The organism is Nocardia carnea, assembly GCF_029868325.1.
Taxonomy (GTDB): domain Bacteria; phylum Actinomycetota; class Actinomycetes; order Mycobacteriales; family Mycobacteriaceae; genus Nocardia; species Nocardia carnea_C.
Window position 1 is genome coordinate 1 of the sequence record NZ_JARWNW010000241.1, and the last position, 20538, is coordinate 20538.

Genomic DNA, 20538 nt, shown 5'->3' on the forward strand with positions numbered 1-20538 from the left:
GGGTTCCGCCGCCGGGCGGTTGCCTCCGGCTTCCGGAGCGCCTTGCGGCTGCCCGGAGCCGCCGGGTTCTGCAATAGCGGGCCGCGCCGCGTCCGTCGGCTGCGATGGTCCCGCGGGCCCGCCGCCTACTCAGATGGTTTATCTCCTTTTGGCGGGGGCGCCCCTTGCGGCCGCCCCCCCGTTAATGCGGCGTCGCCGATGCTGTGCGAGGTCCGCCTAGACGGTGAAACCCAGCGCCCGCAACTGTTCCCGCCCGTCCTCGGTGATCTTGTCGGGACCCCACGGCGGCATCCAGACCCAGTTGATCTTCAGATCGTCGACCAGCCCGCTGCGCACCAGCGCATTACGCGACTGATCCTCGATGACATCGGTGAGCGGGCAGGCCGCAGAAGTCAGAGTCATATCTAGTACCGCGGTGCTCTCCTCGACCCGCATGCCGTACACCAGGCCCAGATCCACGACATTGATACCGAGCTCGGGATCGACCACATCGCGCATCGCCTCCTCGAGATCGGCGAGCTGCGCGAGATCCTCGGCCGACAGTTCGGCCTCGGTGGGTGCGGGATCCGCGGTGGATTCGGTGGCGGACGTTTCGGTCATGATGTTTCCCCGTTCCGTACTCGGTCGGTCTCCGGCGTCGCGGCGGCCGGGGCGACGGCATCGGCGGCACCGTCGATCCGGAGCACCGCATCCTTGAACGCCATCCAGCCCAGAAGAGCACATTTCACGCGGGCCGGATACTTGGCAACACCGGCGAAGGCGATCCCGTCGCCGATGACGTCCTCGTCGCCCTCGACGGTACCCCGGCTGCCGATCATCTCGTTGAACGAGTCGACGACACCCAGCGCCTCGCCCACCGGCAGGCCGATCACCTGATCGGTGAGCACCGAGATCGACGCCTGGCTGATCGAACAGCCCTGCCCGTCGTAGGACACGTCGGCGACATCCCCGGCATCGCCGAGATGCACCCGCAGGGTCACTTCGTCGCCACAGGTCGGGTTCACATGGTGCACCTCGGCGCCGTACGGCTCCCGCAACCCGCGATTGTGCGGGTGCTTGTAGTGATCCAGGATCACTTCCTGGTACATCTGTTCCATACGCATGTTCTAGGCAACCCCGAAGAAGCTCTGGGCCTTCCGCACCGCGGCGACCAGTTTCTCCACCTCGTCCACGGTGTTGTACAGCGCGAACGAGGCCCGCGCGGTCGCGGCGATACCGAAGCGCCGGTGCAGCGGCCAGGCGCAGTGATGGCCGACCCGGATGGCGACGCCCTCGTCGTCCAGGATCTGGCCCAGATCGTGCGCGTGGATACCGTCGGCGACGAAGGCCACCGCACCACCGCGGTCGACGTTGTCGGTCGGCCCGACGATCCGGATCCCCGGCACCGCGCCCAGGCCTTCCAGCGCCGCCTCGACCAGGGTGTGCTCGTGCGCGGCCACCGCATCCATGCCGATTTCCCGCAGATAGCGCACCGCGGCCCCGAGCCCGACCACCTGCGAGGTCATCGGCACCCCGGCCTCGAACCGCTGCGGCGGGGGCGCGTAAGTGGTCTCCTCCATGGTGACCGTTTCGATCATCGAACCGCCGGTGATGAACGGCGGGGTCTCGGTGAGCAGATCCCGTTTCCCGTACAGCACACCCACACCCGACGGACCGAGCATCTTGTGCCCGGAGAACGCGGCGAAGTCCACGTCCGGGGCATGGAAATCCACCGGCGCGTGCGGTACCGACTGGCAGGCGTCCAGCACCACCAGCGCACCGACGGCGCGGGCCCGGCGGACAAGCTCGGCGACCGGCGCCACCGCCCCGGTGACATTGGACTGGTGAGTGAAGGCCACGACCTTGGTAGCCGGCGAGAGTTCCAGCGACGACAGATCGATCCGGCCGTCCTCGGTCACCCCGTACCAGCGCAGGGTCGCGCCGGTCCGCCGCGCCAGCTCCTGCCACGGCACCAGATTCGCGTGGTGTTCGAGTTCGGTGATCACGATCTCGTCACCGGGACCCACGTGGTACGGAAACCGCGCGTCGGCGAAGGAGTACGTCACCAGATTCAGCGATTCGGTGGCGTTCTTGGTGAACACGATCTCGTCGGCCTCGGCGCCGACAAACCCGGCGATCTCCGCGCGGGCCGCCTCGTAGGCGTCGGTGGCCTCCTCGGACAGCTGATGCGCGCCCCGGTGCACCGCCGAATTGCTTTCGAGCAGGAAATCGCGTTCGGCGTCCAGCACCGCCAGCGGCCGCTGCGAGGTGGCACCGGAATCCAGGTACACCAGCGGCTTCCCGTCCCGGACCGTACGGTTCAGGATCGGGAAGTCGGCCCGGATCCGGGCGACGTCGAAGGCGGGGAGGGTCGCTGTCATATCACGCTCCGGCGGTGGCGGTCTGAGTGAATTTCACATAACCGTTGGCATCCAGTTCCTCGGCCAGTTCCGCGCCGCCCTCGGCGACGATGCGGCCGCCCACGAAGACGTGCACGAACTGCGGCTGGATATAGCGCAGGATGCGGGTGTAGTGGGTGATCAGCAGAACGCCGCCGTTCTCCCGCTCCTTGTAGCGGTTGACGCCCTCGGAGACGATACGCAGCGCGTCCACGTCCAGGCCCGAATCGGTTTCGTCGAGGATGGCGATCTTCGGCTTGAGCAGGCCCAGCTGCAGGATCTCGTGCCGCTTCTTCTCACCGCCGGAGAAGCCCTCGTTCACACTGCGGTCGGCGAAGGCGGCGTCGATATCGAGTTCGTTCATCGACTCCTTCACCTCCTTCACCCAGTGCCGCAGCTTCGGCGCCTCGCCGCGCACCGAGGTGGCGGCGGTCCGCAGGAAGTTGGACATGGAGACCCCGGGAACCTCGACGGGGTACTGCATCGCCAGGAACAGGCCGGCGCGCGCCCGCTCGTCCACCGACATCTCCAGCACGTCCTCACCGTCGAGGGTGATCGAACCGCTGGTGACGGTGTACTTGGGATGTCCGGCGATCGCATAGGACAGGGTCGACTTACCCGAGCCGTTCGGACCCATGATGGCGTGCGTCTCACCGGATTTCACGGTGAGGTTCACGCCCTTGAGGATCTTGACGGTATCGCCGTCCGGGGTGGCGACCTCGGCGTGCAGGTCCTTGATTTCCAGGGTGGTCATCGGTTTCTGAATTCCTTCGGTGGCTGTGGCTGGGTGGTCGGTCAGGCGCCGATGGCGGCGAGTTCGGCCTCGATGGCCGCCTCCAGCCGCTCGGCGACCTCGGGGACCCCGATCTTCTGGATGATCTCGTGGAAGAAACCGCGCACCACGAGACGACGCGCGGCCTCTTCCGGAATACCGCGCGCCCGTAGATAGAACAGCTGCTCGTCGTCGAAGCGGCCGGTCGCCGATGCGTGCCCGGCGCCGACGATCTCGCCGGTTTCGATCTCCAGATTCGGCACCGAATCGGCGCGCGCCCCGTCGGTGAGCACGAGATTGCGGTTGATCTCGAAGGTGTCGGTGCCCTCGGCGGCAGCACGGATCAGCACATCGCCGACCCATACTGTGCGGGCGTCGCCCTTGCGCGAATCGGGGTCGCCCTGCAGCGCGCCCTTGTACAACACGTTCGATTTGCAGTGCGGTTCCGCGTGATCGACCAGCAGACGCTGTTCGAAATGCTGGCCGGCGTCGGCAAAGTAGAGGCCGAGCAGTTCGGCGTCACCACCCGGGCCCGCATAGCGGACGGTGCCGGTGAGCCGGACCAGATCGCCGCCGAGCGTGACCGCGGTATGCCGTAGAACGGCATCGCGACCGAGATTCGCGTGGTGGGCGGTGGCGTGTACGACATCGTCGGCCCAATCCTGCACCGCGACGACGGTGAGCTTGGCGCTGTCGCCGAGGACGAATTCGACGTTCTCGGCGTAGGTCCCGCTACCACGCTGGTCGATAACGACCGTCGCGACGGCGAATTCGGCCAGCCGCACCTGCAGATGCCCGTAGGCCGTCTTTCCCTCGCCGGGGCCGGTGATCCGCACGACGACAGGGTCGGCGACCTCGGTCTCCTTGCCCACCGAGACGATCGTGGCCTGTGCGAACCCGGAGTACGCCTGAGCCGCGACCCGATCGGCAGGGGTACCGCCGGCACCCAGCCGGGTATCGTCGCGACCCACGGTCTCCACGGTCACGCCGGGGGCGTCGGTCACCTCGACACGAGCCTGTCCGTCCGCGGTGGCGGTGCCGTTGTGCAGCCCACGTAGCCGGCGCAGCGGGGTGAACCGCCACGCCTCGTCCTTACCGGAGGGGATCTCGAAGGCGTTCACATCGAAGGACGTGAACACCTCGCCCTTGTTGATCGCCGGTGTACGAGCCTCCGCGGCCTCGGCAACGTTATCGACGGCCATCAGCCGACGGCTCCTTCCATCTGCAGTTCGATCAGGCGGTTGAGCTCGAGCGCGTACTCCATCGGGAGTTCCTTGGCGATGGGCTCGACGAACCCGCGCACCACCATCGCCATGGCCTCGTCCTCGGTGAGACCGCGGCTCATCAGGTAGAACAGCTGGTCCTCCGACACCTTCGAGACGGTCGCCTCATGCCCCATGGTCACGTCGTCCTCGCGGATATCGACATAGGGGTAGGTATCGGAACGGCTCACGGTATCGACGAGCAGCGCATCGCATTTCACCGTCGACTTCGACCCGTGCGCGCCCTTGTTGACCTGGACCAGGCCGCGGTAGGAGGCCCGGCCACCGCCGCGCGCCACCGACTTGGAGACGATGGTCGAGGAGGTGTGCGGCGCCAGGTGCACCATCTTGGCGCCCGTGTCCTGATGCTGGCCCTCGCCGGCGAACGCCACCGAGAGCACCTCGCCCTTGGCGTGCTCGCCGGTCATCCACACGGCCGGGTACTTCATGGTGACCTTGGAGCCGATATTGCCGTCGATCCACTCCATGGTCGCGCCGGCCTCGGCCTTGGCCCGCTTGGTGACCAGGTTGTAGACGTTGTTCGACCAGTTCTGGATGGTGGTGTAGCGGCAGCGGCCGCCCTTCTTCACGATGATCTCGACCACGGCCGAGTGCAGCGAATCCGATTTGTAGATCGGCGCGGTGCAGCCCTCGACGTAGTGCACGTAGGCATCCTCGTCGACGATGATCAGCGTGCGCTCGAACTGGCCCATGTTCTCGGTGTTGATCCGGAAGTAGGCCTGCAGCGGGATATCGACGTGCACGCCCGGCGGGACGTAGATGAACGAACCACCCGACCACACCGCGGTGTTCAGCGCGGAGAACTTGTTGTCACCGGCCGGGATGACGGTGCCGAAGTACTCGCGGAAGATCTCCGGGTGCTCCTTCAGCGCCGTATCGGTGTCGAGGAAGATGACGCCCTGCTGTTCCAGGTCCTCGCGGATCTGGTGGTAGACGACTTCGCTCTCGTACTGCGCGGCGACACCCGAGACCAGCCGCTGCTTCTCCGCCTCCGGGATGCCCAGCTTGTCGTAGGTGTTCTTGATGTCCTCGGGGAGATCTTCCCAGGTCTCGGCCTGCTTCTCGGTCGAGCGCACGAAGTATTTGATGTTGTCGAAGTCGATACCGTCGAGGTTGGATCCCCAGTGCGGCATCGGCTTGCGATCGAAGATGCGCAGCGCCTTGAGCCGGTTCTCCAGCATCCAGGAGGGTTCGCTCTTCTTGTCCGAGATATCGCGTACGACCTCTTCGGACAGACCACGCTGCGCACTGGCGCCCGCCACGTCCGAGTCGGCCCAGCCGTAGCCGTAGTTACCCAGTGAGGCGATGGCCTCCTCCTGGGTCAGCTGCGGCACCTGGTCGGTGGTGGTCGTCATTCGGCACTCCTTCCGGAGTCGTTCGTTACGTCCGTTGCGGGCTGTGCAACGGTTGATGGTGAAGCGTTGTTCGGTTGGGAGCCGCCCGTCCGGTCCGGCAGGACGGTGAGCGGGACATGCGTGGTGCAGGCGCAGTCGCCGTTGGCGATGGTCGCCAGCCGCTGCACATGCGTGCCGAGCACTTCCCGGAAGGCCTCGAGCTCGGCCTCGCAGAGCTCGGGGAATTCCTCGGCCACATGCGATACCGGGCAGTGGTGCTGGCAGATCTGCACACCCGCACCCACTCGCCGGGTACTCGCGGCGAACCCGGCATCCGAGAGTGCCGTGGCGATCTCGTCGGCCTTGGCCACTGTTTCGGACCGAACGGTATCGTCTCCGGTCGCGCCGGGATCGGCCGCCTGTCCCTTCCGCTGGGCGGGCAGGGGATCGATGCCGTCGACCAGGGTGCGTGCCCGTTTCCGGGCGAAGGCCGTCACGGCATCCTCGCCACCGATCTCACGCAGCTGCCGGATGGCCGCACCGGCGAGATCGTCGTACGCATGCCCGAGCATGCTGCGCCCGGCGGCGGTGAGCTGGTACTGCTTGGCCGGACGTCCACGCCCCTTCTGCTGCCACGGCGCCGACCGGCCCGCCCGCGCCTGACCGGATTCGATGAGCGCGTCCAGATGGCGCCGCACACCGGCGGGAGCCAGCCCCAGCGCGGCACCGATCGCGGTCGCGGTGATCGGGCCCTCCTCGAGCAGCAATTGGATGATCGCCGCCCGGGTCTGCCCCTCGCCGCCGATCACGGGCGCGCCGACGGACCCGGTACCGGCCCGGTGACCAGCCCTTTCGTCCACATTCGGCAAACCCACAGTTTTCACAACATCAGTGTGGCGGAATTCGTTCCCGAAATCTAATAAGGGTCCCCTGACCAGGGGGGCCGTGGTAGGGCCACCCGTCCCGGCGGGAAACCGGAAACCCCTGTTCCACCGAGAAAGTCCCGTTCGCCCGGACCGGACCGAATACCTACAGTGATCTGCTTCACTCCGCCTTCGAGGCGACCGCGAACCGGATCCCGCCCGCCCGGTAACTGTCCGGCTGCACAGGGCAGGCACTCGGCCACGAACGAGACGGGACCCGCATCCGCGAACCGATACGACTCCACGTCCTGCCCGGTGCCGACCCGGGAGGTTACCCACCGCAGAGCGGACCATATGCGATAACTGAGCGGTTTCCGGACGCGGCACCGAAGAGGCCGGCGGCGGCCTCCCCGGCACGAGCCCGCCGATTCGGCACACCGTGTGCCGCGACCCGGGGTCCACCGCGGACTCCGGCGAACTAGTCTCGGTGGCCGTGGCAGGACAGGCAGGCGCCCCGGGCGCATCGGCATCGCTCCGGCAGCGTGCGCTGCACCTGATGCGACGCGCTCTAGGGCTGGATGTCAAAGCCTCGGATCACACCATCGCCGTCCTGCACAGCGACGAATCCTCCGAGGCACCGGGACTCGACCGCCGGGAACTGCGGCAACTGGACCGGATCCGGTTGATGGGCACCACCGGCACCGTGCTGATGGCGATCAGCGCCCTCGGTATCGGCGCACAACCCGTGCACCAGAACCCCACGTCCGGCATGCGGGTGCTGGGTATCTTCGCGCGGGCGCACACCGGATCGCTGGCGATGTGCATGGTCGGGACGGTCACGGTCGTCCTGGCCTGGTTACTGCTCGGCCGGTTCGCCATCGGCGGCCTCGGCGGCTCACCACTGCGCCGGATCACCCGTCGTCAGCTCGACCGCACTCTGCTCGTATGGATCATCCCGCTCTGCGTCGCACCACCGATGTTCAGCAACGATGTGTACTCGTATCTCGCGCAGAGCGAGATCACCGCACGCGGGATCGATCCCTATGTGGAGGGCCCGGTCGCGGGCCTCGGCATCGACAATGTCCTCACCAACAATGTCCCGAACATCTGGCGCGAAACCCCGGCACCGTACGGCCCGCTGTTCCTGTGGATAGGTCACGGTATCGCCGAGATCACCGGCGACAACATCCTCGCCGGGGTCTGGGTACACCGGCTGCTGGCGCTGGCGGGGGTCGCGCTGATCGTCTGGGCGCTACCGCGCCTGTCGGTGCGCTGCGGGGTGGCACCGGTGAGCGCCCTCTGGCTGGGGGTGGCCAACCCGCTGGTGCTCTTCCACCTCATCGGCGGGGTGCACAACGACGCGCTGATGCTCGGGCTGATGCTGGCCGGGCTGGAACTCATGTTGCGCGCCATCCACGGCATACCGGGTGACGGGGGGCCACCGCCGTTGGACGCGCGCGGCTGGGCGTTGCTGATCGGCGGTGCGATCACCGTCAGCCTGTCCTCGTCGGTCAAGATCACCTCGATCATCGTGCTCGGGTTCGCGGGTATGGCGCTGGCGCGGCGCTGGGGTCCGGGGATACGACCGGTCATCAAAGCCGCGGCGACACTCGGGGTCGTCGCCGCGCTGACAACGCTGGTGATCAGCACGGCCAGCGGTCTCGGATTCGGCTGGCTCGATACGGTCAGCGTGGCCAACGCGGTACGCAGCTGGATGTCACTGCCGACGGCACTGGGGATCATCACCGGCTTCGGCGGTGTGCTGCTGGGATTGGGCGACCACACCACGGCCCTGCTGAGCATCACCCGGCCCATCGCCGGGGTGATCGCGGCCTACATCACCGTGCGTATGCTCGTCGCGACCTGGACCGGCCGCATCCATCCCGTGGGCTCGCTGGGCGTATCGCTGGGTGCGATCGTGCTGCTGTTCCCGGTGGTCCAGCCGTGGTATCTGCTGTGGGCGATCGTGCCCATGGCGGCCTGGGCCACCAAACCGGTGTTCCGGGTTCCGGCCATCGGTATCTCCGCGGTGGTCAGCGTGATCCTCATGCCGCGCGGCGCCGACCTCGAGGTTTTCCAGATCGTCGGATCCGCGGTCGCAACGGTGATCGTGTCCGTGCTGTTCATCGTGGTTACCCGCAACGCCTTGCCGTGGCGCGCTCAGCAGGGGGTGTCGGCCCCGTCACAGCCGGCCGGGGCATACGGTGTGACCTCGTGACGACCGCTTCCCGTGTACCCGCCGTCCAGGTGGACCACGTCGCCAAACACTACGGCGAAACCGTCGCAGTGGACGGTATCGGTTTCACCGTCGAGCCGGCGCAGGTATTCGCCCTGCTCGGCCCGAACGGGGCCGGCAAGACCACCACGGTGGAGATGTGCGAGGGATTCGTCCGCCCGGACGCGGGCTCCGTCCGTGTCCTGGGGCTGGATCCGCACACCGAGTCCGAGCGGCTGCGGCCGCGGATCGGGGTGATGTTGCAGGGCGGCGGCGCGTATCCCGGGGCCCGCGCCGGCGAGATGCTGGATCTGGTCGCCTCGTATTCGGCGAATCCGCTCGACCCCGATTGGCTGCTGGGTGTGCTGGGATTGTCCGACAGCCGGCGTACCCCCTACCGGCGGCTGTCCGGCGGTCAGCAGCAGCGGCTCTCGCTGGCCTGTGCGCTCGTGGGCCGGCCCGAGATCGTCTTCCTGGACGAACCGACCGCGGGAATGGACGCGCAGGCCCGGATCATGGTGTGGGAACTGATCGACGCGCTGCGCCGCGACGGGGTCAGCGTGCTGCTCACCACCCACCTGATGGATGAGGCCGAAGAACTGGCCGACCATCTGGTGATCATCGACCACGGGCGGATCGTCGCCTCCGGCACACCCGCGGAGGTCACCGCGCACGGCGCGGCCGGGCAGTTGCGATTCGCCGCCCCGCCGCGGCTGGACCTGGAGCTGCTGCAGCGTGCGCTGCCGGAGGGGTTCGCCCCCACCGAAACCAGTCCCGGTTCCTATCTCGTGGAGGGCGAGATCAACCCGCAGGTGCTGGCGACGGTGACCGCCTGGTGTGCCCGGGTGAACGTCCTCGCTACCGATATCCGCATCGACCAGCGCCGGCTGGAAGATGTTTTCCTGGAACTCACCGGACGGGACCTGCGCGCATGATGCGGTTGAATCTCCGCCTCCGCCGACCGTATCCGTCGGGTTCGAAGGAGATCTGGTGATGCGATACCTCCGCTCCGGCCGCCGCGCACCGCATGTATCACCGTCAAAGGAGGCCTGGTGACCAAACCGGATCTCTCGGCCAACCGGTTCGAACCGGGTATTTTCGCCCCCGCGCCCCAACCGGCACCGCGGGCGGCCATGTTGTTCGCGCAGACCCGCCTCGACCTCGTACTGCTGCTGCGCAACGGCGAGCAGCTGCTGCTCACCATGTTCATCCCGATCACGCTGCTGGTGGGACTGGCGCTGCTGCCGTTCGGCGATATGGGCCCGGACAAGATCGACAAGATCGTGCCCGCCGTGATGATGGTGGCCGTGATGTCGACCGCCTTCACCGGACAGGCCATCGCCGTCGGATTCGACCGGCGCTACGGGGCGCTCAAACGGCTGGGCGCCACTCCCCTGCCGCGGTGGGGCATCGTCGCCGGTAAGAGCGGCGCGGTCCTACTGGTGGTGATCCTGCAGGCGGTACTGCTCGGGGCGATCGGGGTCGCCCTCGGCTGGCGGCCCGGCCTCGCCGGGCTGGCACTCGGCGCGGTGCTGATCGCCCTGGGGACCGCCACGTTCGCGGCCATGGGGCTGCTGCTCGGCGGCACGCTCAAAGCCGAAATCGTGCTCGCACTGGCCAATATCCTCTGGTTTGTCATGCTGGGTATCGCCAGCGTGGTCTTCGCCTCCGAAGAGCTGCCCGAGATCGTGCACACCCTGGTCCGGCTGGTGCCCTCGGGGGCGCTGGCGGTCGCCCTGGAACACGCGCTCAGCGGTAGTGTCGACTGGCTCGGCGTGGTGGTGCTGCTCGTCTGGGGAATCGTCGCCGGGCTCCTGGCCGCCCGCTGGTTCCGCTTCGAATGAGTGACCACGACAACTTGTAGTAGTCCGGCTGCGGCCGTCGCAGTACCGCCCGCTACCATCGTGACGTGCTCTATCGCGCATTCCTGCGAGTCGTGGACCGGCTCCCACTGCCCTCCCGGCGCGTCCAGCTGCTGATCGCCCTCTCGGTACTCGGCACCCAGGCCGGGATCGCGGTGACCGGTGCCATCGTGCGGGTCACCGCCTCCGGGCTCGGCTGCCCCACCTGGCCGCAGTGCTTCCCCGGCAGCTTCACCCCGGTCGGGGTTTCCGAGGTGGCGGTGTTGCATCAGGTGGTGGAGTTCGGCAACCGGCTGCTCACCTTCGTCGTCACACTGTGCGCCGCGCTCATCGTGCTCGCGGTCACCCGGGCCCGGCGGCGCCGAGAGGTCCTGATCTATGCGTGGCTGATGCCGGCCGGCACGGTGCTGCAGGCGATCATCGGCGGTATCACCGTGCTGTCCGGGTTGCTGTGGTGGACGGTCGCCCTGCATCTGCTCGCCTCGATGCTCATGGTGTGGGTGGCCGCGGTGATGTACGCCAAGGTCGCCGCCCCCGACGATGGAGTCGATACGGTCCGCGCGCCCGCGCCGCTGCGCTGGCTCACCGTGCTCAGCGGTATCGCCCTGGCCGGTGTGCTCGTCGCGGGCACCCTGGTCACCGCCGCCGGACCACATGCCGGCGACAAGAGCATCGAACGCCCGGTGGCCCGGCTCGAAATCGAGATCACCACACTGGTACATCTGCACTCGCAACTGCTGATCGGCTATCTGGCCCTGCTGATCGGCCTCGGCTTCGGCCTGTACGCCACCGGTATCACCGCACCGGTCCGCAATCGTTTCTTCGTGCTGATCGGGTTGGTCCTGGCGCAATCGCTGGTCGGGGTCGTGCAGTACTTCACCGATGTCCCCGCGGCGCTCGTGGCGATCCATGTGGGCGGCGCGGCGCTGTGCACCGCCGCCACCGCGACCCTGTGGGCATCGCTACATACACGTGAGCGCCTCCCCGTCGGCGCGCCCGAACCCGACACTCAACCCGCCTGAACCTTCGGCGGGGCACACGTGCCCTGCTGTAGCGGTGCGGACCGGTCGGCCCCGCAACCGGCAAGCACACGGCTGGATATCGAGGAAACATCAGACCGGTCGGATACTGTCCCGGTGCGGACCCGGTCCCGAGCCGGGAGCTCATCTACACCACGGCACTGTCAGCCGGCCGATTCCGGTCTCACCGGAGACCGGCGATCGTCCATCGGCCGAGCGCAACGACCGGCGCACAGTGACCCGTCCGCTTTCCAGCGCACTCGGCTGCCGGACAACGGGGGCGTCTTGTCATTCGCTGGGGCGCCTCTGATAACTGCGCGCGACCAGAGCCGAGGTCAGGTACCACAGGCCGTTGGGTATGGCCGGGTCGTAACCGGTGAGCAACCGGACCCGTTTGAGGCGGTAGTCGAGGGTGTTGGTGTGCATATGCATGAGCCGGGCGGTGCGCTGGCGGTTGAAATTGTTGGCGATGTGCTGACGCAGCGTTTCCAGTAGTTCGGGATGCTCGTCCAACGGGTCCAGGATGGCGCTGAGATGTTCCCGCGCCGGACCGGGCCGGGTGATCTGGAATTCCAGCGCCAGATCCGAGAACCGGTGCAGCCCACCGCCGGTGGTGATCCGCGAGACGATATCCAGGAGTTCGTGCGCGCGGTCGGTCGCACCGGGGATATCGGCGGTCTCCGCGGTGACGACGGTGGCGGTGACCGGTACCTGAGCGGCCTGCGACAGCCGGGCGATCAGTTCGTCGAGAGCGTCCTCGGGGAACATATGCGCCGGCAGCAGTACCGTGCCGCCGTCGATACTGAGCAACGACAGGGCCCGCTCACCGCAACTGCGCGCCAGTTCGGCCTGCACCCGGCGCAATTTCCGGCGCGCGACGATACGGCCGTCCACCCGCGGCGCGGATTCGTCCGGATGCGGCGGCAATCCCAGGGCCAGCACCTGATACGACGGCGCGATCTCGATCCCGCATTCCCGGGCCATGGTCGCGGTACTGTGCCCGCCGAGCAGTGCGGAGATCAGGGTGTGTACCGCGGTGTGGTGTTCGGCGACCACTCCGCGATATTCGCTCACATAGGCCAGCGCGACTTCCGAGGTGATCGTGTCGAGGATTTCCAGCATCCGGCGGGCGGTGGCGACCAGGGTTGCCGAATCCGCCGGGCCGGCGGTGGACATGATGTGGTCGAAACCGAGTTTGAAGCCCTCGTGGATGGCGTGGTTGATGGTGTCGACCGGAATACCCTCGCGCGCCCATTCGGCGGCGGCCTCACGCACCTGTTCGATCTCGTGCGGGAGTTCGCGGCCGTCGAGCCGGCCAAGGGTGAGTTCGAGGCATAGGCGGGTCACCGCGGTGACATCGCCCTGTAGCGCATCGCCGGGCAAGGTGCCGCAGGGCGCCACATTCTCGACGAAATGCCCGACCATCTGACGCGAGAGGGTCGACACATCGCGTAGATGGTTCGAAATCGGACGGCCGGACACCGTAAGTCGGGAACGGGTCGGACTACTGACCGTCATATCGGCTCCTTCTACCCCGGGCTGACGCTCGAAGCCCTAACGGTAGCGCGAAGCGGTTACTCGCCAGTAGTTTTTGGCCGGGAAACTGTCCGAGCTACCTGCCGCCCGGACCGGCGGCCTGTGAGGACACACAGAACCGCTGCCGCGACAACTCAGTTCTCGTTACGCGCCCGGGGGAACCGGGTCTGCTTCGCGACCCAGCCCGCCATCTTCTCCCAGTGCCCGGTGCGCGGCGTCGTCTTGGCCACCAGATCCCGCTCCCAGCCGTCGGCAGCGGTCAAACCGTCCACGGCCTCGATCACGGCCTGCGCCGTGGCCGTATCGGCGACCATCCGGTCACCCAGCACACCGTCGGCACCGACCAGCGTGATCCGGACGCCCCGGCGCCCGACCGGCTGCGGGACGGCCTCGGCCGAACCGCCGTGCGCGGCGACGAACTTACGCACCGAGCCGACGATTTCCTTCGGCGCGCGGACGGTGGCGGTTGCGGTATCTGCACTCATGTCCCGGAGTTTACCGGCGGGTAGTACTGCCCACCCGAGCCCGTTGCCGCCGTACCCACCGGACCCGCGTATTGCCCGCCCGGGCACCCGTGTAGAACTGGACCATGCGCGCCATCCAGGTGGACCGGCACGGCGGTCCGGAGGTCCTGACCCTCACCGAAGTTGCCGACCCGTCGCCCGGGCCGAATCAGCTACTGGTCGAGGTCGACGCCGTCGGTGTGAACTACATCGACACCTATTTCCGGACCGGCACCTACCCGAGACCGGTGCCGTACATTCCGGGGTCCGAGGGCACCGGCGTCGTCACCGAAATCGGCGCACAGGTCACCGCATTCGCCGTCGGCGACCAGGTGGCGTGGGCCGCCGGACCGAACAGTTACGCACCGCGCACGGTGGTGGACGAGGCGGTCGCGGTGGCGGTCCCCGAAGGGGTCGATCCGCCGGTCGCCGCCTCGGCGCTACTGCAGGGCATGACCGCGCACTATCTGATCGAATCGGTCTACCGGCCGGAACCGGGTGAGACCGTGCTGGTCCATGCGGGTGCGGGTGGAGTCGGGTTACTGCTCACCCAGCTGGCGGCGGCCCGCGATATCCGGGTGATCACCACGGTGTCCTCGGACGAGAAGGAGACCCTGTCCCGCGGCGCCGGGGCCTGGGAGGTCCTGCGCTACGGCGACGATCTCGCCGACCGGGTCCGCGAACTGACCGGCGGCACCGGCGTGGCCGCGGTCTACGACGGAGTGGGCGCGGCGACGTTCGACGCCAGCCTCGCCTCCTTGCGGGTCCGCGGCATGCTTGCCCTGTTCGGCGCGGCCAGCGGACCGGTACCGCCGGTCGATCTGCAGCGCTTGAACGCGGCGGGCTCGGTCTTCGTGACCCGACCCAATATCGCCCACTACACCCGCGATCGTGCCGAACTGGATTGGCGCGCGGGCGATATCTTCGAAGCCGTCGCCGACGGTTCGCTCACCGTCCGCATCGGCGCGACCTATCCGCTCGCCGAGGCCGCACAGGCCCACCGCGACCTGGAGAGCCGCAAGACCACGGGTTCGATCGTCCTTCTCCCCTGACCCGGACGCGGGCGTGGACAGTCGCGCCCGGCGGTGTGTCGACGGTTGGCCCCGGCGCGGTGTCAGTAGTCGCGCCCGGTCAGCCCTCGATAGACGAATCGGGTCAGCCCCTCCACAGCTTCGGCGTCGGACAGTTCGACCGAGCCCTCCTCGACCGCGGCGAACAGCGCCTGGGCGAGCAGGAAGAACATCGCCAGGCTGGCATCGGGAGTGCTGGGCAACCGCATCCCCTTCGCTACCAACCCGTCGAGGTGGTCGGCGATATCGAGCCGCTGTTCGGCACCGAACCGCGCCATCTCGCGGCCGAATTCCTCGTTCACCAGGGCAGCCTGGTTCACCGACCGCATCACGACGGCATGCTCCCGGGCGAAGCGCCAGTACCCGGCGAGGTGATAACGCACGGCCTCCGGGTCGCTGAAATCCGGGCTGTGGCCGGGCTGCAGGGCTTGTTCGTCGCCGGCTTCGCCCAGATCGGCCAGTAGCGCCCGGAGCAGCTGTTCCTTATCGGAGAAATGGTTGTAGAACGATCCCGCCGACCGTCCCGCGGCGGCGGTGATATCGGTGATCTTGGTGTTCAGATAGCCGCGCTCGGCGAAGACCTGCCGCGCGGCGGCCTTGAGCGCCTGTTCGGTTTCCTCCGCGCGTTCCCGCCGGCTCGTTCCCACCACCGCACCTCCTTGACACGGCAACCTACCAACCCGAATAATGAATTCATATTCAGTGAATCTTAATTCATCCAATGCTCGTCAGGAGTCTCCATGTCGCCTTCTGTCCTCATCGCCGGCGCCGGCCCGGCCGGCCTCACCCTCGCTATCGACCTCGCCCGCCGGAACATCCCGGTACGCATCGTCGACCGGGGCGCCGAGTTCCCGGTCGGCTCCCGCGGCGACGGTATCCAGCCCCGCACCCTCGAAGTGTTCGACGACCTCGGCGTCCTCGATGCCGTCCATTCCGCCGGAGCCCCACCCCCGGCATTCCGGGCCTACTTCGACGGGCTGCCCGTCGGTGAACGCCGGATGAGCGAGATCGTCGAGCCGAGCCCGGCCACGCCCTACCCCAACGGGTGGTTCCTCGGCCAGGCGCAGACCGAGGCGATCCTGCGCGAGCGATTGGCAGGGTTGGGGGTCCGGGTCGAGCTGGGCACCGCACTGGAGTCGTTCGACCAGGACTCCTCCGGTGTCACCGCACGCCTGTCGGCGGCGCACGGCACCGACATCGTGGAAACGGCGTACTTGGTCGGCGCCGACGGCGGAAGCAGCACAGTGCGCCGGTCGCTCGGTATCGCCTTCACCGGCACCACCGACGAATCGATCCGGATGCTGCTCGGCGATATCCGCGCCGACGCGCTCGACCACGATTTCGGCCACTGGTTCGCCACCGCCGACAGCCCCATGAACGGAATCGGCCTCTCACCGTTACCGGGTGGTGCACACTTCCAGTTCGCGGCGCCGCTGCCGGGCGACACGGATCCCACCCTGGAGAGTTTGCAGCGCCGGCTGGACCGTTTGACCGGCGAGCAACGCATTACCCTGACCGACCTCACCTGGGCCACCGTGTGGCGGCCCAATATCCGGCTGGCCGAACGGTTCCGGGTGGGGCGGGTATTCCTGATCGGTGATGCCGCCCATGTCCACCCACCGACCGGCGGCCAGGGGATGAACACCGGTATCCAGGACGCCTACAACCTGGGCTGGAAGCTCGGCGCCGCGCTGGACGGCGACGCGTCGCTGCTGGACACCTACGAACCGGAACGGCGGGCCGTGGCGGCCCGGGTTCTCGGGATCAGCACCGAACTGCTCGGCAAACTGATCGACGGCGCCGAGGACGCCATGAAACGCGGAGCGGACACCGACCAGCTCGGTATCACCTATCGCGACCCCGCCGATCCCCGCCGGATCGCGCCCGGTGACCGTGCGCCCGATGCCCCGCTGAAGAACGCCGCCGGGCAGGCGGTGCGCCTGTTCGACCTGTTCCGCGGCCCGCATGCGACGCTGCTGTGTTTCGGATCCGCCGGGCACCCGCCCGCCGGGCCGGGAACCCACCGGTACACCGTGGTCCGTCCCGGCGTGCCGGCCGGCGCCGACGAGCTGATCGATGTGGACGGTCACGCATACGCCGCCTACGACGCCGTCGACGGAACGCGGATCCTGGTGCGGCCGGACGGGTATCTCGGCACCGCGCCCGCCGCGTAGGGTCAGCCGAAGAAGACCTCGCCGAGGGTGGTCCAGCCGAGGACCGAATCGACGGCCAGACCGCAGAAGACCACGGCGAGGTAGTTGTTGGACTGCAGGAACAGGCGCAGCGGTTTCACCGATTCGCCGCGGCGGACACCCGAGTAGAGCTGGTGCGCCATGAGCAGGAACCAGGCCCCGGCGACCAATGCCACCGCCGCGTAGATCACGCCGGTCGCCGGGACCAATGCCAGGGTGGTGAGGACTGTGAGCCAGGTGTAGATGACGATCTGCTTGGTCACGGCCTGCTCGGTGGCCACCACAGGCAGCATCGGCACGCCGGCGGCCCGGTAGTCCTCCTTGTAGCGCATGGCCAGCGCCCAGGTATGCGGCGGTGTCCAGAAGAAGATCACACCGAACAGGGCCAGCGCGGGCCAGCCGATGGTGCCGGTCACCGCGGACCAGCCGACGAGCGCGGGCATACAGCCGGCGGCGCCGCCCCAGACGACGTTCTGCGCGGTGCGCCGTTTCAGGCCCAGGGTGTAGACGAAAACGTAGAAGAGGATCGTGGCGATCACCAGCAGACCGCTGAGCAGATTCGCCTGCCACCACAGCCACGCGAAGGAACCGATTCCCAGGGCGACGCCGAAGACGAAGGCATGCGAGGTGGGAACGGCATCGCGGGCCAGCGGACGTTTGGCGGTCCGCTTCATCACCTTGTCGATATCGGCGTCGGCCACGCAGTTCAGCGTGTTCGCGCTCGCCGCGCCCATCCAGCCGCCGAACAGGGTGGCCAGGATGAGCCGGATATCGACGTGTCCGCGGTCGGCCAGCAGCATGGTGGGAATGGTCGCCACCAGCAGCAGCTCGATCACGCGCGGTTTGGTGAGCGCGATATACGCCAGCGGGCGACGGGCGATCCGGGCGAGTTTCGCACTGCCGAGGACGCGGTCCGCAGGTGCCGGGGCGGAGTCGTGGGCGCCGCCGACCCCCGGGTCATGACCGATCCGCACTGTCTCTCCTCGCACACTGTCGAACGGGCGCAGCCGGATCCACCTCGCTCGCAGCCACACCGGCCGGAGCGGAGCCGGAGGCCGCTGCGCATCGCATCCGGTTCGCGGGCGAGCAGCGCGCGGCTGCGACGCGGCTACTACTACACACGATGGTAGACCCCGGACCGCGATGCCTTGCCGCGCGGCCCCTGCGACCCCGCCCACAGTCCCGGGCTACGCCCCGCGGGTACCCGGCGGGACCGGCGGGTCCTTCTTCGCCGGGGGCCGTGCGCAGGGGCGGCCGGACGCATCTAGGGTATGGGGTGTATGCGGCGCCGCCGTCACCGCGCCGTACCGGTTCGCCGCCCTGCCCGCCCCTTTTCGACGCCTCGAAAATGTCAGGAGAAACACGGTCGTGTCAGTGACAGACGACATCCGCGCCCTCACCCAGCCGAACCTGCCGGACGACTGGACCGATCTGGACACCAAGGCCGTCGATACGGTCCGTGTTCTGGCCGCCGACGCCGTACAGACCGCGGGCAACGGCCATCCGGGCACCGCGATGAGCCTGGCGCCGCTGGCGTACACGCTGTTCCAGCGCACCATGCGGCACGATCCCGCCGACCCGGAATGGGTCGGGCGCGACCGGTTCGTGCTGTCGTGCGGCCATTCCAGCCTCACCCTCTACATCCAGCTGTACCTGGCGGGTTTCGGGCTGGAACTCGACGATCTGAAGAATCTGCGCAAATGGGGTTCGCTGACGCCGGGACATCCGGAATACCGGCACACCAAGGGCGTCGAGATCACCACCGGTCCGCTGGGCCAGGGGCTGGCGTCGGCGGTGGGGATGGCGATGGCGGCCCGCCGTGAGCGCGGCCTGTTCGATCCGGAGGCCGCGACCGGCGCTAGCCCGTTCGACCATCACATCTACGTGATCGCCTCCGACGGCGATATGGAGGAGGGCGTCACATCCGAGGCCTCCTCGATCGCGGGCACCCAGCAGCTGGGGAACCTGGTGGTGATCTACGACGACAACAAGATCTCCATCGAGGACGACACCACCATCGCTTTCACCGAGGATGTGGCGGCCCGCTACGCGGCGTACGGCTGGCATGTCGAGGTGGTCGAGGGCGGCGAGGATGTCGTCGCGATCGAGGCGGCGCTGGCCGCGGCGAAGGCCGAGACCGGTAAGCCGTCGCTGATCCTGCTGCGCACCATCATCGGATATCCCGCGCCGAACAAGATGAACACCGGCGCGGCGCACGGTGCGGCGCTGGGCGCGGACGAGGTGGCCGCCGCCAAGCGCGCCCTGGGCTTCGATCCCGAGCAGACCTTCCAGGTCGACGACGATGTCATCGCGCATACCCGCAAGGCCGCCGAACGCGGCGCGAAAGCGCATGCCGACTGGACCGTCGAATTCGACGCCTGGGCCCAGCGGGTGCCGCAGGGCAAGGTGCTGTTCGACCGGCTGTTCAACGGTCAGCTGCCGGACGGCTGGACCGACGGCCTGCCCACCTGGGAGCCGGATGCCAAGGGCCTGGCCACCCGGAAGGCTTCGGCCAAGGTGCTCGCCGCCGTCGGCCCGGTACTGCCGGAGCTGTGGGGCGGTTCGGCCGACCTCGCCGAATCCAACAACACCACCATTCCGGAATCGATGAGCTTCGGTCCCGAATCCATCTCCACCGGAATGTGGAAGGCGAGCCCGTACGGCCGCACCCTGCACTTCGGTGTCCGCGAGCACGCGATGGGGTCGATCCTCAACGGTATCGCCCTGCACGGGCCCACCCGCCCCTACGGCGGCACCTTCCTGGTGTTCAGCGACTACATGCGCCCCGCGGTACGGCTGGCCGCGCTCATGCGGGTACCGGTGACCTACGTCTGGACCCACGATTCCATCGGTCTCGGCGAGGACGGCCCCACCCACCAGCCGATCGAGCATCTGGCCGCGCTGCGCGCCATCCCCGGCCTGTCGGTGGTGCGCCCGGGTGACGCCAACGAAACCGCCTACGCCTGGCGCGCGGTGATCGAGAAGCACAGCGGTAAGCACAATTCGCCGTTCGTCTCCAGCGATGCCGTGGGCACCGGTGGCCCGGCCGCGCTGGCCCTGACCCGCCAGGACCTGCCGGTGCTCGAGGGCACCAGCCTCGACGGCGTGTCCAAGGGCGGTTACATCCTCGCGGAGGCCTCCACCGGCGTTCCGCAGGTGATTCTGATCGGCACGGGCTCCGAGCTCCAGCTCGCCGTGGCCGCGCGCACTACCCTGGAGGAGCAGGGCATCGGCACCCGGGTGGTCTCGATGCCGTGTGTGGAATGGTTCGACGCGCAGGACAAGGCCTATCGCGACGAGGTGCTGCCCCCGGCAGTGGCCGCCCGGGTCGTGGTCGAAGCCGGTATCGCCATGCCGTGGCACCGGTTCACCGGCGACGCGGGCGAGATCGTGTCGATCGAGCATTTCGGCGCCTCGGCCGATTACAAGACCTTGTTCCGCGAGTTCGGCTTCACGCCGGAGGCTGTCGTGGCCGCTGCACAGCGCACGCTCGACAATGTGAAGGGATAAG

General features: G+C 68.0%; 18 protein-coding genes. 7 read left to right on the forward strand and 11 right to left on the reverse strand.

From position 1 onward, the window contains the following. Positions 1-216 precede the first annotated feature (216 nt). Genes QH196_RS20895 through QH196_RS20925 form a run of 7 tightly spaced genes read right to left on the reverse strand, consistent with a single transcriptional unit; the run spans position 217 to position 6651 of the window. Positions 217-600, reverse strand: a complete 384-nt coding sequence (locus QH196_RS20895; RefSeq protein WP_280417500.1) for a metal-sulfur cluster assembly factor — start codon at positions 598-600, stop codon at positions 217-219. Then, positions 597-1103, reverse strand: a complete 507-nt coding sequence (gene sufU / locus QH196_RS20900) for a Fe-S cluster assembly sulfur transfer protein SufU (protein ID WP_280417501.1) — start codon at positions 1101-1103, stop codon at positions 597-599. Before sufU ends, QH196_RS20895 begins: the two co-directional genes overlap by 4 nt. Before the next feature lie 3 nt (positions 1104-1106). Next, positions 1107-2360, reverse strand: coding sequence for a cysteine desulfurase (locus QH196_RS20905; protein WP_280417502.1), 1254 nt, complete (start codon positions 2358-2360; stop codon positions 1107-1109). 1 nt (position 2361) lies between these two features. Then, positions 2362-3132, reverse strand: a complete 771-nt coding sequence (sufC, locus tag QH196_RS20910; protein ID WP_280417503.1) for a Fe-S cluster assembly ATPase SufC — start codon at positions 3130-3132, stop codon at positions 2362-2364. 41 nt (positions 3133-3173) lie between these two features. Continuing rightward, positions 3174-4352, reverse strand: a complete 1179-nt coding sequence (gene sufD, locus QH196_RS20915) for a Fe-S cluster assembly protein SufD (RefSeq protein WP_280417504.1) — start codon at positions 4350-4352, stop codon at positions 3174-3176. Then, positions 4352-5788 (reverse strand): Fe-S cluster assembly protein SufB, encoded by a 1437-nt coding sequence (gene sufB, locus QH196_RS20920; protein ID WP_280417505.1) that lies wholly within the window; start codon positions 5786-5788, stop codon positions 4352-4354. Before sufB ends, sufD begins: the two co-directional genes overlap by 1 nt. Continuing rightward, positions 5785-6651, reverse strand: coding sequence for a helix-turn-helix transcriptional regulator (locus tag QH196_RS20925; protein WP_280417506.1), 867 nt, complete (start codon positions 6649-6651; stop codon positions 5785-5787). Before QH196_RS20925 ends, sufB begins: the two co-directional genes overlap by 4 nt. Positions 6652-7186: 535 nt before the next feature. On the opposite strand from QH196_RS20925, the gene mptB reads away from it, so the two are divergent. From mptB to QH196_RS20945, 4 genes are all read left to right on the forward strand, one after another. Then, positions 7187-8848, forward strand: coding sequence for a polyprenol phosphomannose-dependent alpha 1,6 mannosyltransferase MptB (gene mptB / locus QH196_RS20930; protein WP_280417507.1), 1662 nt, complete (start codon positions 7187-7189; stop codon positions 8846-8848). Then, a complete protein-coding gene (locus QH196_RS20935) occupies positions 8845-9780 on the forward strand; it encodes an ABC transporter ATP-binding protein (RefSeq protein ID WP_280417508.1) in 936 nt (311 codons plus the stop codon). The genes mptB and QH196_RS20935 overlap by 4 nt, the downstream gene beginning before the upstream one ends. Before the next feature lie 117 nt (positions 9781-9897). After that, positions 9898-10689 carry an ABC transporter permease gene (locus QH196_RS20940; RefSeq protein ID WP_280417509.1) on the forward strand — a complete coding sequence of 264 codons (792 nt, stop codon included), beginning with the start codon at positions 9898-9900 and terminating at the stop codon, positions 10687-10689. 65 nt (positions 10690-10754) lie between these two features. Next, a complete protein-coding gene (locus QH196_RS20945) occupies positions 10755-11729 on the forward strand; it encodes a COX15/CtaA family protein (RefSeq protein ID WP_280417510.1) in 975 nt (324 codons plus the stop codon). 285 nt (positions 11730-12014) lie between these two features. Here the strand turns inward: QH196_RS20945 and QH196_RS20950 are convergent, their stop codons facing one another. After that, positions 12015-13244 carry a PucR family transcriptional regulator gene (locus QH196_RS20950; protein WP_280417511.1) on the reverse strand — a complete coding sequence of 410 codons (1230 nt, stop codon included), beginning with the start codon at positions 13242-13244 and terminating at the stop codon, positions 12015-12017. A gap of 152 nt (positions 13245-13396) precedes the next feature. Continuing rightward, positions 13397-13747 (reverse strand): hypothetical protein, encoded by a 351-nt coding sequence (locus tag QH196_RS20955; RefSeq protein ID WP_280417512.1) that lies wholly within the window; start codon positions 13745-13747, stop codon positions 13397-13399. 104 nt (positions 13748-13851) lie between these two features. On the opposite strand from QH196_RS20955, the gene QH196_RS20960 reads away from it, so the two are divergent. Continuing rightward, positions 13852-14817 (forward strand): quinone oxidoreductase family protein, encoded by a 966-nt coding sequence (locus QH196_RS20960; RefSeq protein WP_280417513.1) that lies wholly within the window; start codon positions 13852-13854, stop codon positions 14815-14817. A 62-nt stretch (positions 14818-14879) separates the two neighbouring features. Here the strand turns inward: QH196_RS20960 and QH196_RS20965 are convergent, their stop codons facing one another. Further along, complete coding sequence (locus QH196_RS20965) at positions 14880-15485, reverse strand: TetR/AcrR family transcriptional regulator (protein WP_280417514.1); 606 nt, start codon at positions 15483-15485, stop codon at positions 14880-14882. 90 nt (positions 15486-15575) lie between these two features. Between QH196_RS20965 and QH196_RS20970 the strand changes: the two genes are divergently transcribed. Beyond that, positions 15576-17009: an FAD-dependent monooxygenase gene (locus tag QH196_RS20970; protein WP_280417515.1), complete on the forward strand. Its 1434-nt coding sequence runs from the start codon at positions 15576-15578 to the stop codon at positions 17007-17009. Between the two features lie 2 nt (positions 17010-17011). On the opposite strand, the gene QH196_RS20975 is transcribed toward QH196_RS20970, so the two are convergent. Further along, entirely contained in the window at positions 17012-17908 is an 897-nt protein-coding gene (locus tag QH196_RS20975) for a heme o synthase (RefSeq protein WP_280417559.1), read from the reverse strand. A 487-nt stretch (positions 17909-18395) separates the two neighbouring features. Here QH196_RS20975 and tkt point away from each other — a divergent pair, with 487 nt between their 5' ends. Then, complete coding sequence (gene tkt, locus QH196_RS20980) at positions 18396-20537, forward strand: transketolase (RefSeq protein ID WP_280417516.1); 2142 nt, start codon at positions 18396-18398, stop codon at positions 20535-20537. Position 20538: the final 1 nt, after the last annotated feature.